This is a genomic window from Desulfovibrio sp. GTC20076 (assembly GCF_055385905.1).
This window is the reverse complement of the sequence record NZ_AP039366.1, coordinates 2,398,314-2,411,835: the sequence shown is the minus strand read 5'-3', so window position 1 is coordinate 2,411,835 and position 13,522 is coordinate 2,398,314. Positions and strand designations below refer to the sequence as shown.

Sequence of the window (13,522 nt, the reverse complement as noted above, 5' to 3'; positions counted from 1 at the left end):
GTGAAGAACAGCATTCTTGTAGTGGACGATGACGACGCGCACCGCGGTATGCTGCGAACCATGCTTCGTTCCTGGGACTATGTGGTGGAGGAGGCTGCCGACGGCGATGAGGCGGTGGCTCTTGTACGGGAAAAGGCCTTTGACGCCGTGCTGACCGACGTGCGCATGGCGCGCATGAACGGCATACACGCGCTCAAGGGGATTCTTGCATATAATCCCGCGCTGCCTGTCATTCTCATGACGGCGTATTCCTCGGTGGAAACAGCCGTGGAGGCTTTGCGCCTGGGGGCGTATGACTATCTGGTCAAGCCTCTGGACTTTGAAAGCCTGAAGCATTCCTTGCAGCAAGGCATTGAGCGTTCGCGCCTGAGTGTCGAAAATCGCGAACTGCGCCGTCAGTTGAGTCACGCGGCGGCCATGCCCGGCATTATCGGCCGCAGTCCGGCCATTCGCGCCATGCAGGAAATCATGGATACCGTGGCCCCCACCGAAGCCACGGTGCTCATTACCGGCGAGTCGGGAACCGGCAAGGAGCTGGTGGCCCGCGCCCTGCACGGCAAAAGCCTGCGCGCCGATAAACCCCTTGTTACCGTCAACTGTGCGGCTCTGGCGGAAAACCTGCTGGAATCAGAATTGTTCGGGCATGAAAAAGGCTCGTTCACCGGTGCGGAGCGCCGTCGCGAGGGGCGCTTTGCCCAGGCGCACGGCGGCACGCTCTTTCTGGACGAAGTGGGTGAGATGCCCCTTTCGCTTCAGGCCAAGCTGCTGCGTGCCCTGCAGCAGGGTGAGGTGCAGCGCGTAGGCTCTGACACGCAGCTCACTGTGGATGTGCGCGTACTGGCCGCCACCAACCGTGACCTGCGGCATGAGGTGGCGCACAGGCGTTTTCGCGAAGACCTGTTTTTCCGCCTGAATGTCATCAGTGTTGAAGTGCCGCCCCTGCGTGAAAGGGCAGAAGACATTCCTGTGCTGGCGGCATATTTTCTGGAAAATTTTGCCAGTCGTAACCGCAAGGCCGTGCGCGGGTTTTCCGCGCAGGCGCTTGACATCATGCTGCGGCATTCCTGGCCGGGCAATGTGCGCGAACTGGAAAATGCCGTGGAGCGGGCTGTTATTCTCTGCACCGGCGACCTTATCACCGCGCGCGAACTGCCCTCTGTGCTGTCTGAAACCGTTGCGGCGGCAGAAGCTCCGGCGGAAGCTCCGGCAGAAGCGGATCTTTCTCTGGCGGGTCTGCCCCTGGATGAGGTGGAGCGCCGGGTCATTGAGGAAACCCTGCGCCAGACCGGCGATAACAAGAGTGAGGCCGCGCGCCGCCTGGGCATTACCCGCGCCACCCTGCACAACAAGCTGCGCAAGTACGAGCTTGAATAACGCGGTGTTGCCGTGAACCAGCGCTGACGCCGTCCTTGTTGCTGCCCGCACTGCGCTGATCCGGCCTTTGCGAGAGCTTTTTTCGCATTGGTGCTGCGGTGTGCCGGGCGGCCACATATTTTCAGCAGGCCCTGGGACAGCGTATTTGTGCCGCCTGGGCCGTCAACCCCATACCGGAAGCAGCATGAGCAATACACACGCTAAAAATATGAACAGCAAGGATATGCCGGACGATACGCCGGATCAGAAAAGGCTGGAACGCCTGGCAGATTTTTTTAATGAAGTGGGAATGCTGCGCCATACTCCGCGCACGGGATACGCCTTCCTCGGTTCCGGTAAAGAAAACGTGGCCGAGCATTCTTACCGGGTCAGCGTTATGGGCTATGCATTGGCCCGCATGAGTGGCGTTGATCCGGCAAAAGTGACGTTCCTTTGCCTTTTTCACGATCTGCATGAGGCGCGCACCGGCGACCTCAATTATGTGAATCACCGTTATGCGCAATGCCAGCCCCGCCGCGCTCTGGAAGACTGTGTTGCAGGCACGGGCCTTGAGGACGACGTGCTGCCCCTCTGGGATGAGCTGGCAGAGAACACAAGCCCTGAAGCCATGCTGGCCCACGATGCTGACCAGCTTGACCTTATATGCAATCTTAAAGTGGAGCTGGACAAGGGCAACGCTTTTGCCGGGCAATGGCTTGAAAGTACCGTCAAGCGGCTGCGCAGTCCCGCTGCCCGTGAACTGGCGGAAGTTGTGTTGCGCACGGACCATAACCGTTGGTGGTACGGCCGGGTAGAGAAGGACTGGTGGATTCGCCGCGGCCGGGAATGATACTGATACGCGTTTCGACAACCCATAGAAATCACTTTACAAAATATTCAAATATACGCTAGTTTCGTTCTGTCCAGAATTGTAGGAAAATGCCGTTGTGGCGTCTTCTCGCCGGGCCGTAGAAAGGGGGAGGCATGCATTTTCTGGGGGATGGAACGGAAGACCGCGCCGGGGGGTACATGCGGCTTTCCGGCGACTGGGGCGTGGAGTCCTTTTTTCCCGAACTGGACCTCAAAAGTCGGGAAAGCTGCCGGATACGGCGCCTGCTGGGTTGTATGGAGCAGTATGACCGCACCACATGGCTTTTGCAGTTTGAATCTTTTTTGCAAGAAGCCCTGCGGGTTGTGCGTTCAGATCTGACGGGACGGCGATTTGCTGTTCTGCATGCGGATATGCAGGGTTTTCAGGTGCTCAACCGTCTTTACGGCGAGCAGGCGGGCAACAGCATGTTGCGCGCCTTTGCCGCATTTTTGCGGCACCTGGATTGCTATGTGTGCGCCAGCCGCATTTTTGCGGACCAGTTTACCATGCTTTTTACGGTTCCCGAGGGAACGAGCCTTGAAGTCGCAGCCGGAAAGATTGTGGCCAAGGGCGAACTGTTTCTTGCAAAAAAGCGCAATCTGCACCCACGCAGCCATCTGGCCTTTGTGGGAGGGGTCTGCCCTGTAGAAGGTACGCCCGCCAGCCTGCACCCGCACGTAAGCCGGGCGGACCAGGCGCGGCGCGCGCTCAAGCCCACCCTGCGCTCCCGCGGGGGAATTTTTACCGATGCGATGGAAGTGCGCCGCCTGCAGCGGCAGAGCCTGTATGAAGACGTGATCAAGTCGCTGGAATGCGGCGGCGTTTTCTTTCTGCTGCAACCGCAAATAGATATTGCCACCGGCGCAGTGGTGGGGGCCGAGGCCCTGGCAAGAATGCGCACTCCTGACGGCAGGGATATCATGCCCGCCAGTTTTGTGCCTCTGCTTGAAGAGTCGGGCGACATCATCAGCCTGGATTTTCTCGTTTACGAGCAGGTTTGCCGCTACCTGCGGCAATGTCTTGATACGGGCAGACCGTTTGTTCCCGTAACCGTCAATATTTCCCGCGAAAATTTTAAAAATCCTGCCTTTGCCGAAGAATTTCATGCCCTGGTCTGCGCGCACGGTCTTGAACCGCGGCATGTGGGACTGGAGATAACTGAAAGCGTTTTTATCAAAAACCTTACAGAAATACGCGACAGCGTGCGCCAGTTCAAGCAGTATGGGTATTCCATCTGGCTTGACGATTTCGGCGCGGGCTATTCAAGCCTCAATGTGCTCAAGGAAGTGCCTTTCGATGTCATAAAGATTGACAGAAGTCTGCTTGGTTCCGGTGAAATAGCGTCGGTCAACAAAAGCATCATCAGCAGTATCATCAGTCTTTCCGGTGACCTGCATATGGAAGTGTTGTGCGAAGGGGTGGAAAACGCCACGCAGCGCAATTTTCTTCTCGGTTTTGGCGGCATCCAGGCGCAGGGATTTTTTTATGCCCGCCCCATGTCGTGTCAGGACTTTGAAGCACTCATGGAAGGCGGGGCCACGCTCAATCCTCCGCAGGGCGGCGTACGCTGAGGGCGCAGCCGCGGGCAGGCCATGCAAAAGAATATCCGCGCCGCAAGCGGCGCGGATGGCAAAAGACCGCCCAAGGGCTTCTGTTTCAGGCGTGCCGCGCCAGGCGCGGCACGGATCAGCCGATGACCACGGTTCCCAGGGGGGCGTCATCCAGCAGATAGCGGCGCAGGCTTGAAGGCGCCCGCCCGTCCAGGATGAGCGCGCGGCGGCAGCCCGAGTCCAGGGCGTGCAGGCAGGATTCCACCTTGGGGATCATGCCGCCCGTGATAACGCCTTCAGCGCACAGTTTTTCTATCTCTTTGCGCGTCAGGGCGGGGATGAGCCTGCCCTCGGCATCCAGTACGCCCGGCACGTCGGAAATAAGCACGAAGTAGTCTGCGGCCAGCGCCCCGGCCAGCGCTCCGGCGGCAGTGTCGGCATTGATGTTCAGTGCCTGCCCGTCTGCACCTCCGGCCACCGGGGCGACTACGGGTACAAAGCCCGCTTCAAGCAGGCAACGGGGCAGGGCCGGGTCCACAGCTTCCACTTCGCCTACAAGGCCCAGTGCGGGGTTTTTTATGGCGGCGCGCAAAAGGTTGCCGTCCCGGCCGGAAATTCCGGCGCTGCGCACGCCGTGCGCGGCCAGAGAGGCCACCACGGCCTTGTTTACCTGGCCGCATAGCACCATTTCTACTGCTTTCATAGTGGGTTGGTCGGTAACGCGCAGGCCGTTTTCAAAGCGGCTTTCAATACTCAGGCGTTGCAGCAGGGCGGAAATCTGCGGTCCGCCGCCGTGTACGACGACAAAGCCCATATTCTGGGCCGAAAGCTGGGCGAGGTCTGTAGCAAAAGCTGTGCACAGGTCGGGCTTGTCCATGGCGTGTCCGCCATATTTGATGACAACCGTGGCGTTGTTCATGCGTATTCCTTGTTTGCGGCCGCGTGAGGCATCGCTCTATAATGTGTCTGATGACTGCCAAAATTACCATTCCGCCATGCGGCACGCAAGCGCGCCGGGTGGCAAATGCGCGACAAAATCAATGCGGTTTTGTCTTCATGCCGGCATGTTGCGCAACACAGGCTGGAGACATCCGGCCTTTACAGAACGGCATTGTCTTGCGGGCATAAAAGCGCTAGCCTGCACGCCAGCTCTGGAGGCAGTATATTGTTAGAGGCGCGGCGAATTTTTGACGAAGAACTTTCCTGGGGACGCGAGGCGATGGCGGCGGCCAGTGTTGGGCTGTGGGCCATTTCATATGACACGCGCACGGAAAGGACCGCCATGTTCACCAATGAGGGCATGCGCCGTTTGTTGGGTGTGCCTGAGGGGCTGGACCCCGAAGCGTGTGCGGCGTTCTGGCTTCGTCATGTGGACAGCCGCGACCTGCCCCTCATCCGGGACAGCCTGGCGGCGTTTAAAGATGATGCCTCCATGCGTGAAATCCGCTACGCCTACTGCCATCCCGGCATGGGGGCAATGCACGTGCGCTGCGGGGGCCGGCGCGTGTCTTCTGCCGATGATCCGGTATTGCGTATTACCGGTTTCCATCAGGATATCAGCGAGCTGCACGCGGCGCATAATGCCCTGCGCGAGAGCCTTTCACGACTTTCGCTGGCGTGCCGCCTGGGTTGGCTCGGCGTGTTCGAACTGGGCCGTAAAAACGGCAGGCCGGAATTTTCGTGCAACGAGGTTTTTTACGAGCAGTTTGGCCTGCGTGAAAGCGCGGACGCCGCGGAACGGCTCGTGGCCGTGGAAAAATGCATCCTGCCCGAAGACCGCCACCGCTGGCGCAATCTCTGCCGGGCCGAAGGCTGGACCCTGGGCTTCCAGGAGCATTTGGAACTGCGCGTGAGCCACCCTTGGCGCGGCCTGTGCTGGTTTGTGGTGGCCTACGAAGTGGTGGGCACGCAGGATGAACCCCGCATCACCGGGTATGTGCACGATGTGACGAAGCAGCGCCAGCATGAATGCATGCTGCGCGAGGCCAAGGAAAGCGCCGAGGCGGCCAATGCGGCCAAAAGCATCTTTCTTGCCAACATGAGCCACGAAATACGTACGCCCATGAACGGTATTATGGGCATGGCCCATCTGGTGCTCAATACAGATCTCAGTCCGCAGCAGCGGGACTATGTGGAAAAGATCCATTCCACCTGCGAATCCTTGCTGGATATTATCAATGATCTCCTGGATTTTTCCAAGATAGAAGCCAATCATATGGATCTGGAGGCCCTGCCGTTTCAGCCTGTCAATGAGATGGAGGCGGTGCTTGCCCTGTTGCGCCCGCGCACCCAGCACAAGAACTGTGTTCTTGAAAGTCATATCGATCCCGATATTCCCCAGACGCTGGTGGGCGACGCTCTGCGCCTGCGGCAGATACTGCTGAATCTGGGTGGCAATGCCATCAAGTTTTCAGAGCGCGGCTTGGTGCGCGTGGATCTGCAGCTTTTGCACCGCGAGGGCAATAGCGTTACCCTCGCATGCCTGGTGAGCGATGAAGGCATCGGCATGAGCGAGGAAGAGCAGGAACGCATTTTTACGCCGTTTTCCCAGGCAGACACGTCCATCACGCGCCGCTTCGGCGGCACCGGCCTTGGTCTTGCCCTGTGCCGTCGTCTGGTAGAGCTGATGGGCGGCCGGATACATGTGCAAAGCGCACCGGGCAAAGGCAGCGTATTCCGGGTGGAGCTGCCTTTCGGCGTGGGCCGCGATGATATTTTTGCTCCTGACATGGCAGGGGCGGGACCGGAAGAGCAGCCCGGCTGCCTGCGGGGGCTGCGGGTGCTCATGGCTGAAGACGGTGATATAAACCGCGAGATTATGGAAGTGCTGTTAAGCGGCATGGGCGTGCAGTGCACGGCCGTGAGCAATGGGCAGGAAGCGCTTGAGGCGTGGCGGGCGCACGCCGGGGATATAGACCTTATCCTTATGGACGTGCAGATGCCCGTAATGGACGGCTACACCGCCACGCGCGAGATCAGGGCCGACAGCCGGCCCGAAGCGTCTACGGTTCCCATTGTTGCCATGACAGCCTATGCCATGCGGGGAGATGCGGAGCGCAGCCTTCAGGCTGGCATGAACGCCCACCTGACCAAGCCGGTCGATGTGCGCGAACTCACGCTCACGCTCAAGCGCCTTGCCTGCCCCTGCGAGGTGAGGCTCGGGTGATGTCTGTGCGGCGCCTGCCGCCCCTGCGCCGCTGTGTGTCTGCCGTTGTAGCCGGACGGCATGTACCTGGCCTGCACGCGCCCGCCCTGTATGCGCCAGTATTTCCGGCGCGCCCCGGCAGCGAGTGCAAAGCCGCACAGGCTCAGGCAGCCCGCGCGACGCAGCGTCGGAACCGGCACGGCAAAAAAATTTCTTTCGTAGAAAGTTAAAACCAATCTGCTCCAAGGATGACAACATGACGCAAGTGGTTACACGATTCGCCCCAAGCCCCACGGGACACCTGCATATAGGCGGTGCGCGCACGGCCATTTTCTGCTGGCTTCTGGCCCGTCACTTCAACGGCCGCTTTCATCTGCGCATAGAAGACACCGATCTTTTGCGCTCAAAGCAGGAGTATACCGACTCCATCCTAGCTTCCATGCGCTGGCTCGGGCTGGACTGGGACGGTGAGCTGACCTATCAGACGCAGCGTACCGACATCTACAACGCCTATGTGGATAAACTGCTGGAAAACGGCCACGCCTACTGGTGCTCCTGCACCCCCGAGACAGTGGAGGCCATGCGTGAAGAAGCCCGCGCGAAGGGACTCAAGCCGCGCTATAACGGCTGTTGCCGCAACCGCGACCTGGGACCGGGCGAAGGGCATTGCGTGCGCCTCAAGGCGCCGCTGTCGGGCAAGGTTGTTTTTGACGACCTGGTCAAGGGCAAGATTGCCGTGGATGTGGGCGAACTGGACGACATGGTCATCCGCCGCGCTGACGGCATGCCCACGTATAATATGGCCGTGGTGGTGGACGATCATGACATGGGCATAACCCACGTCATCCGTGGCGATGATCATGTATCCAATACGCCGCGCCAGATTCTTATTTATGAGGCTCTGGGCCTGTCCGTGCCGCGCTTCGGCCATGTACCGATGATTCTTGGTCCTGACCGCCAGAAGCTTTCAAAGCGCCACGGCGCGCGCGCTGTTATCGAATACCAGCAGGATGGCCTGCTGCCGCAGGCCCTTGTGAACTACCTTGTGCGTCTGGGCTGGTCCCACGGCAATCAGGAGCTGTTCACCCCGGAAGAACTGGTGGAATACTTCGACGGCACCAACCTCAATCCTGCGGCCGCAGCCTTTGACCCGACCAAGCTCGAATGGTGCAATGCCCACTTTATGCGCGAAATGCCCCTGGCGGAGCTGGCCGCGCTTACTGCGCCCTTTGTGGAGCAGGCGGGCCTTGGCAACCTGCCGCAGGAACGCCTGGAACCGTTGTGCGCCATGTTCCGTGAACGCGCCAACAACCTCAAGGCCCTGGCCGAAAGCTTCCGCCCCCTGCTTGTTCCTGCGGCGGAGCTTGAATACGCCGAAAAGGACGCCGCCAAACACCTGGCGGAAGCAGGCAAGGCTCATCTGACTGCCCTGGCTGCCGTATTTGCCGCCTGTGCCCCCTTTACGGCCGAAAACCTTGAGGCTGCCCTTAACGCCTATGTGGCGGACAACGGCCTCAAGTTCAAGGAGGTGGCCCCGCCTTTGCGTACTGCCCTTATGGGCTTTATGGGCGGCTCGCACCTGAACGAGATCATGGCCTTTCTGGGCAGGGATGAAACCCTGGCCCGCCTGGAGAAAGCTGCGGGGTAGGCATCCATTCAGACTGTATTGCGCCGGAGCAAGAGAGGACGTCCACATCAGGGCGTCCTTTTTTTAGAGCAATTTAACTTTTACATTGCTCTGACGCTTCGGACCAGCACTGTTTTGAGAATGCCTTGAACCGGCGTGAACAGCCCCCATGCGGTGCGGAGCAGTCGGGGCCAATCTTTGAGGCTGCATGGCGCGCAGGTCCCAGACGTCGGCGCATCGGGGAGCAGGGCATGCCGATCCCGTCCGGGTGATGCCAATCCTACTGATACAGTGTGCTCATGGAGCGCAGCAGGTTGGTGAACAGACCGTCCAGCCCCAGAATGAATGTTTCCACATGGTCGGCCATGATGACGAGCAGCAGGCCCACAAAGAAAAATCCTACGCCGATCTTGGCCGGAAAGCCGAACTCCATAATATGTATCTGGGGTGATGTGCGGGCCACAAGGCCCAGCGCCACCTCAACCATAAAAAGCGCCACCATGACGGGAGCCGCAATTTGCAGGGCCAGCACAAACATCTGTGCGGCCAGATGCAGTATCTGCCACAGGATGTTGGACCCTATGAACAGCGCCCCCGGCGGCACGATCTTGAACGATGCCGCAAAGCCCTTGATCATGTACAGATGCCCGTCCAGGGAAAGAAAGGTCAGCAGCGACACCATCCAGAGAAAAAACGCCGTGATGCCGGTCTGGTTTCCGGTAAGCGGGTCTGCAAAGTTGATCATGGTAAAGCCCATCTGAAAGCCCAGCAGTTCTCCCCCGGCCTGAATGCCCATGAACAGAAAATTGACGGCCATGCCCAGCACAAGGCCCAGCACGGCTTCGCCCAGAACCATGAGCACCAGATCAAAGGGGTGCGCGGGCATGTAGCTGCCCGGCAGGGCCAGATGCGGCCATACACCCAGTGTGAATACAAGGGTGACGGCGGCTTTGACTTGAATGGGGATGTTGTTTGTGGAAAAAACAGGCAGCATGAACATGACGATACTTACCCGCATCATGGTCAATATGAGGCTTAAAACCTCGGCCTGATTATATCCGAACACGTCCATACCGGGAAACTTGCAAAATGGTTGCCAAAAAGAACAGCCTGTTATGTATCGGGCGCGTCAGAAGCGTGACATGTGGCGAAACGCCGGGGCTGGTATCAGCCCCGGCGTTGCTCTTCACCGCGATAGCGCCGCAGACTGCTGAAAACCCACAGAGCCAGCAGGCAGACCAGCAGTGCCGCTGACAGCAGCACCGTACTGTGCGCGGCGGTAAAAGCCGCCTGCCCTGCCTCGACAATGGCCTGTCCCTTTTCGCCGCCGGTAAGCTCCGCTGCCACCATTGTGTCGCTGATGGAGTCCAGGGCGCTGCGCGGCAGATGCTGGCGCAGGTTTTCGGGCAGCCGCAAGGCAGCGCTGTAATTGGCCGCCAGTAATACGCCAAAGGCTGTGATGCCCAATCCCGCGCCCAGATCGTAGCCCAGAGCTTCGATGGACCCGGCCGCGCCACCTTTTTCCGGCGGCACGCTGCCCATGATGGCTATGGAGGATGCAGTCAGGCCGATGCTGAGCGACAGGCCCAGCACTACCATATAGGCTGCCACAAGCCAGCCCGCATCATGAAAGCTGGCAAGGCCCAGCCCGGCAAGGCTGCCTCCGGCCGCCAGCAGGGATACCGTGAACACGTTTCGCAGGCCAGCCATGACGACCAGCCTGCCTGCCAGAGGCCCGCCCACGGCAGAGGCGGCCATGATGGGCAGCATGAATATGCCCGCCTGTAGCGGCGTGCGGCCGAGAACGAACTGCAATTCCTGGGCAATGGTCAGTTCCACGCCTGCAAGAGCGCCAGAAACCACAAGAGCGGCCACCAGGCCCACGCGAATGGCGGGCAGCCTGAACAGGTCGAGATCCAGCATGGGGGTGCGCGCTGTCATCTGTTTTCGGATGAAGAGCGCCATCAGACCAATGCCGCACAGCAGCGCAATACCGCAAAGCAGAAGGGAACTGTCCTGCCTGAAGATCGTTTTGACCGCGTATACCGTGGACATAAGGCCCGCAGCCAGTGTCAGGGCCTGCCCGATGGGCCACGGCTTTCGGGGGCCGGGCCGGGGCCTGGGCAGGATCGCGGCGGCCAGGGGCAGAATGATCAGGATAAGCGGCACATTGATAAGAAAGACTGAACCCCACCAGAAATGTTCAAGCAGCAGGCCGCCCACCAGAGGCCCCATGGCCGCGCTCACGGTACTTACAGTGCCCCAGATGCCCAGGGCCATTGCCCGTTCCTTCCAGTCGTCAAAGGTGATCCGTATGATGGCGAGCACGCTGGGTACGATCATTGACGCACCCAGGGCCAGACAGGCTCTGGCTGCGATGAGTGCTCTGGCCGTGGGCGCGAAAGCCGCTGCCAGCGATGCGGCCATAAAGATGACCAGCCCGGCCAGCAGGAGCTTGCGTGGCCCGACGCTGTCGCTCCGTGTACCCATAGGAACCAGCAGGCTGGCCACGATCAGGGGGTAAATGTCTATGATCCAGAGTATCTCCGTTCCCGTGGCCTTCAGGGCGAGGGTCAGGGAGGGGACGGCGATGTGAAGGATGGTCATGTCCGTGGCTATGGGCAGCCATGCCACCATAACGGCCAGCAGTATGCGCCGGCGGGCAGCCCTGGACGGGCCGGGCTTGCCGGAAGTATCCGTGGGCTGCCCGTTGCCTGTATTGAGATTGTCCTTGTTCATAAAATAATTGAAAATCTTTGTTGCGCCAATGTTGCCGAATGTTGTCCGCTGTCGCAATTTCAGCGGTATTCTTTCATGTTTTGCTGCCCATCTATTCTTTGCGCAGCATTTTGACAACGAGCACAAAGAAGAGTGGCGTGAGGTATATGCCCAGCATTGTTGCCGTCAGCATACCTGCCATCACTACGGTTCCCAGGGCGTTTCGCGCTCCGGAGCCGGCCCCGCTGCTCAGGGCCAGGGGAATGACACCAAGAATAAAACACAGGGAGGTCATGATATGATGGGTCTCAGCCTCAACCGGGCGGCCTCTGTGGCCGCGGCCATCAGGTTTTTCCCGGCCTGATGCTGCGCGCGGGCGAATTCCACAATAAGAATGGAATTCTTGGCTGACAGGCCCACAATAGTCAAGACCGCGATCTGAAAATAGATGTCATTGTTAACCCCACGCAACCACATCAAGAAAGCTGAAAATGGGCATCATTTCGCCTACGTTGTTACGCACGTGGTAGCGGTGAAAACCTGTCGAGCTGGCGCGAAATTCTTTGCCTGCAGGTAGATTTTTGGGGTACGGCCCCTGTTCACGAAATCATTGATGTATCCACATGCTCAAACCGCTATGGCGGGCATAAGTACATCTTTCTGCGGCCCGGCTTTATAACGCGGATTATTTCTTTTGCGGCGTCTCGCGTGAAACAGGGGCGGAGAGCCTGCGCCTGCGTCCGGCGGGGCTTTATGCCCGACTGTATCACAGGGGCAATTTTGAAAGTCACGAGACCGCCTACAGAAAAATGATGGACGCCGTGGCCCGGCAGGGATGGGGCATCAGCGGCATCTGTACGGGTATGACATGGCTAGCTACATCGTGTGTGCTACTGCCGATGAGTATATAACGAGGTACTGTGTGCAGGTGAGTACGGACGGTGTGCGGAGCGGCCTGTAGACACTTCATGGCGACGGGCTGTGCTCGTTGGCTTGTCCGGCGTAGTGTCGTGAAAAGAATACGGCCGCGATGTCTACAGCAGAGCTGCCGGACCTACACGGACCTGCCTGTGGGTTGCTGCTTCTGGCTGCAGCGCTTCCTGCACCGGTGTGCAGGCTTATTTGTTCAGCTTTTCGGCAATAAGCTCGCGTATGATCTTGCTCAGACCGGGCAGGTCTGGTTTGGACACCTGCTTGTCGGCCCCGACCTTGACCCCTTTGGCGTACAGGGCATCAGTGATGAGCGAGGAAAAAAGGATCACCGGCAAGGTACTGAGGCCGGGGGTATCGCGTATCTGGGCCGTCAGCATGTGGCCGTCCATTTCGGGCATTTCAATATCCGAAATGACCAGATGGACCATGTCGGTAAGTTCCTTGCCCTGTGCCTGTGCCTCGTTGCGGGCTGTCTGCAGGTATTCCCATGCCTCGCGCCCGCTGGCTACGGCCGTGACGCGAAAACCGGACTTTTGCAGTGAGGATTTGATGATGTGCCGCAACGAGTTGGAGTCGTCGGCCACAAGCAGGTGAAACTGGCCCGCACCTTCCACGGGTGTGGTGTCTACCTTGATCTGTGACATGTCCAGGGTGCTGTCCAGGCTGGCAAGGATTTTTTCCATATCCAGGATAAAGAGCACACGGCCCTGAATGCGCAGCACCCCGGTAATGCTGTCACGCGAGTAGTTCTGCACGTACTGGTTCGGCGGCTCGATGCGGTCCCAGGTCATGCGGTGAATGCTCGTTACGGCCGAAACCAGAAAGGCTGCCTGCACGCCGCTGAATTCGGTTACAATGACCTTGGCGTTGTTTTCGGTGACCATTTCCTTGCCGAGCCATGTGGCAAGGTTGAGAATGGGCAGCACCTTGCCTCGCAGGTTGAATGTGCCGAGCACCGAGGGGTCGCACTTGCTGGGGACGCTGGTGATGTTGGGCAGGCGGATGATCTCGAGCACCTTGGCTACGTTGATGCCATAATGCCCGCTGTAGGCGCTGCCGTCCGGCTGCTTTTCGTCTATAAGAAATTCAATGATTTCGAGTTCATTGTTGTTGACGTTGAGCATGCTGTTCTGCGACATGGCTACCATCCTGTCTGCCTGCGCATGACGCACGGCAGGGCTTGTGTGCTGGCGTGAAGCGCCGCCCGGCTGGGGACGCAGGGGCACTGTTGTCCTCATCGGCCGGAATGATTTTTTTCTTAGAGCAGCAGCGGGGCGGCGGTGCGATTTTTCACTGTTTTTTCTGTGCGCACTGCCGGAGCATCT

Annotated in this window: 11 protein-coding genes; 5 read left to right on the top strand and 6 right to left on the bottom strand. The window is 59.2% G+C overall.

Annotated elements, in window-relative coordinates:
* The 3 genes from ACZ495_RS10715 (at position 1) to ACZ495_RS10705 (ending at position 3,795) form a co-directional block, all read left to right on the top strand.
* A complete protein-coding gene (locus ACZ495_RS10715; protein ID WP_012623837.1) occupies positions 1 to 1,374 on the top strand; it encodes a sigma-54-dependent transcriptional regulator in 1,374 nt (457 codons plus the stop codon).
* A 223-nt stretch (positions 1,375 to 1,597) separates the two neighbouring features.
* Positions 1,598 to 2,203 carry an HD domain-containing protein gene (locus ACZ495_RS10710; protein ID WP_012623838.1) on the top strand — a complete coding sequence of 202 codons (606 nt, stop codon included), beginning with the start codon at positions 1,598 to 1,600 and terminating at the stop codon, positions 2,201 to 2,203.
* A 134-nt stretch (positions 2,204 to 2,337) separates the two neighbouring features.
* Positions 2,338 to 3,795, top strand: a complete 1,458-nt coding sequence (locus ACZ495_RS10705) for an EAL domain-containing protein (RefSeq protein WP_012623839.1) — start codon at positions 2,338 to 2,340, stop codon at positions 3,793 to 3,795.
* Between the two features lie 115 nt (positions 3,796 to 3,910).
* On the opposite strand, the gene argB is transcribed toward ACZ495_RS10705, so the two are convergent.
* Positions 3,911 to 4,693: an acetylglutamate kinase gene (argB, locus tag ACZ495_RS10700; protein WP_464262253.1), complete on the bottom strand. Its 783-nt coding sequence runs from the start codon at positions 4,691 to 4,693 to the stop codon at positions 3,911 to 3,913.
* Positions 4,694 to 4,939: 246 nt separating this feature from the next.
* Between argB and ACZ495_RS10695 the strand changes: the two genes are divergently transcribed.
* Together ACZ495_RS10695 and gltX are read left to right on the top strand one after the other, a co-directional pair.
* Positions 4,940 to 6,940 carry a hybrid sensor histidine kinase/response regulator gene (locus ACZ495_RS10695; protein WP_464262252.1) on the top strand — a complete coding sequence of 667 codons (2,001 nt, stop codon included), beginning with the start codon at positions 4,940 to 4,942 and terminating at the stop codon, positions 6,938 to 6,940.
* A 235-nt stretch (positions 6,941 to 7,175) separates the two neighbouring features.
* Positions 7,176 to 8,567, top strand: a complete 1,392-nt coding sequence (gene gltX, locus ACZ495_RS10690; RefSeq protein ID WP_296985764.1) for a glutamate--tRNA ligase — start codon at positions 7,176 to 7,178, stop codon at positions 8,565 to 8,567.
* Positions 8,568 to 8,826: 259 nt separating this feature from the next.
* On the opposite strand, the gene fliR is transcribed toward gltX, so the two are convergent.
* From fliR to ACZ495_RS10665, 5 genes are all read right to left on the bottom strand, one after another.
* The gene (fliR, locus tag ACZ495_RS10685) at positions 8,827 to 9,618 is read right to left on the bottom strand and encodes a flagellar biosynthetic protein FliR (RefSeq protein WP_464262251.1); all 792 of its coding nucleotides are present in this window, start codon (positions 9,616 to 9,618) and stop codon (positions 8,827 to 8,829) included.
* Positions 9,619 to 9,713: 95 nt separating this feature from the next.
* Positions 9,714 to 11,285: an MFS transporter gene (locus ACZ495_RS10680; protein WP_012623844.1), complete on the bottom strand. Its 1,572-nt coding sequence runs from the start codon at positions 11,283 to 11,285 to the stop codon at positions 9,714 to 9,716.
* Positions 11,286 to 11,376: 91 nt separating this feature from the next.
* A complete protein-coding gene (locus tag ACZ495_RS10675) occupies positions 11,377 to 11,559 on the bottom strand; it encodes an efflux RND transporter permease subunit (protein WP_464262250.1) in 183 nt (60 codons plus the stop codon).
* Positions 11,556 to 11,741: an efflux RND transporter permease subunit gene (locus tag ACZ495_RS10670; protein WP_041723797.1), complete on the bottom strand. Its 186-nt coding sequence runs from the start codon at positions 11,739 to 11,741 to the stop codon at positions 11,556 to 11,558. Before ACZ495_RS10670 ends, ACZ495_RS10675 begins: the two co-directional genes overlap by 4 nt.
* Positions 11,742 to 12,382: 641 nt before the next feature.
* On the bottom strand, positions 12,383 to 13,336 hold the full coding sequence (locus tag ACZ495_RS10665) for a chemotaxis protein (protein WP_041724569.1): 954 nt from the start codon (positions 13,334 to 13,336) through the stop codon (positions 12,383 to 12,385).
* Positions 13,337 to 13,522: the final 186 nt, after the last annotated feature.

Excerpts from the sequence above, each read along its gene's own strand:
- ACZ495_RS10710 (WP_012623838.1), top strand. The coding sequence starts at position 1,598 with ATGCCGGACGATACGCCGGATCAGAAAAGGCTGGAACGCCTGGCAGAT.
- ACZ495_RS10705 (WP_012623839.1), top strand. The coding sequence starts at position 2,338 with ATGCATTTTCTGGGGGATGGAACGGAAGACCGCGCCGGGGGGTACATG.
- argB (WP_464262253.1), bottom strand. The coding sequence starts at position 4,693 with ATGAACAACGCCACGGTTGTCATCAAATATGGCGGACACGCCATGGAC.
- gltX (WP_296985764.1), top strand. The coding sequence starts at position 7,176 with ATGACGCAAGTGGTTACACGATTCGCCCCAAGCCCCACGGGACACCTG.
- fliR (WP_464262251.1), bottom strand. The coding sequence starts at position 9,618 with ATGGACGTGTTCGGATATAATCAGGCCGAGGTTTTAAGCCTCATATTG.
- ACZ495_RS10680 (WP_012623844.1), bottom strand. The coding sequence starts at position 11,285 with ATGAACAAGGACAATCTCAATACAGGCAACGGGCAGCCCACGGATACT.
- ACZ495_RS10675 (WP_464262250.1), bottom strand. The coding sequence starts at position 11,559 with ATGACCTCCCTGTGTTTTATTCTTGGTGTCATTCCCCTGGCCCTGAGC.
- ACZ495_RS10670 (WP_041723797.1), bottom strand. The coding sequence starts at position 11,741 with ATGTGGTTGCGTGGGGTTAACAATGACATCTATTTTCAGATCGCGGTC.
- ACZ495_RS10665 (WP_041724569.1), bottom strand. The coding sequence starts at position 13,336 with ATGTCGCAGAACAGCATGCTCAACGTCAACAACAATGAACTCGAAATC.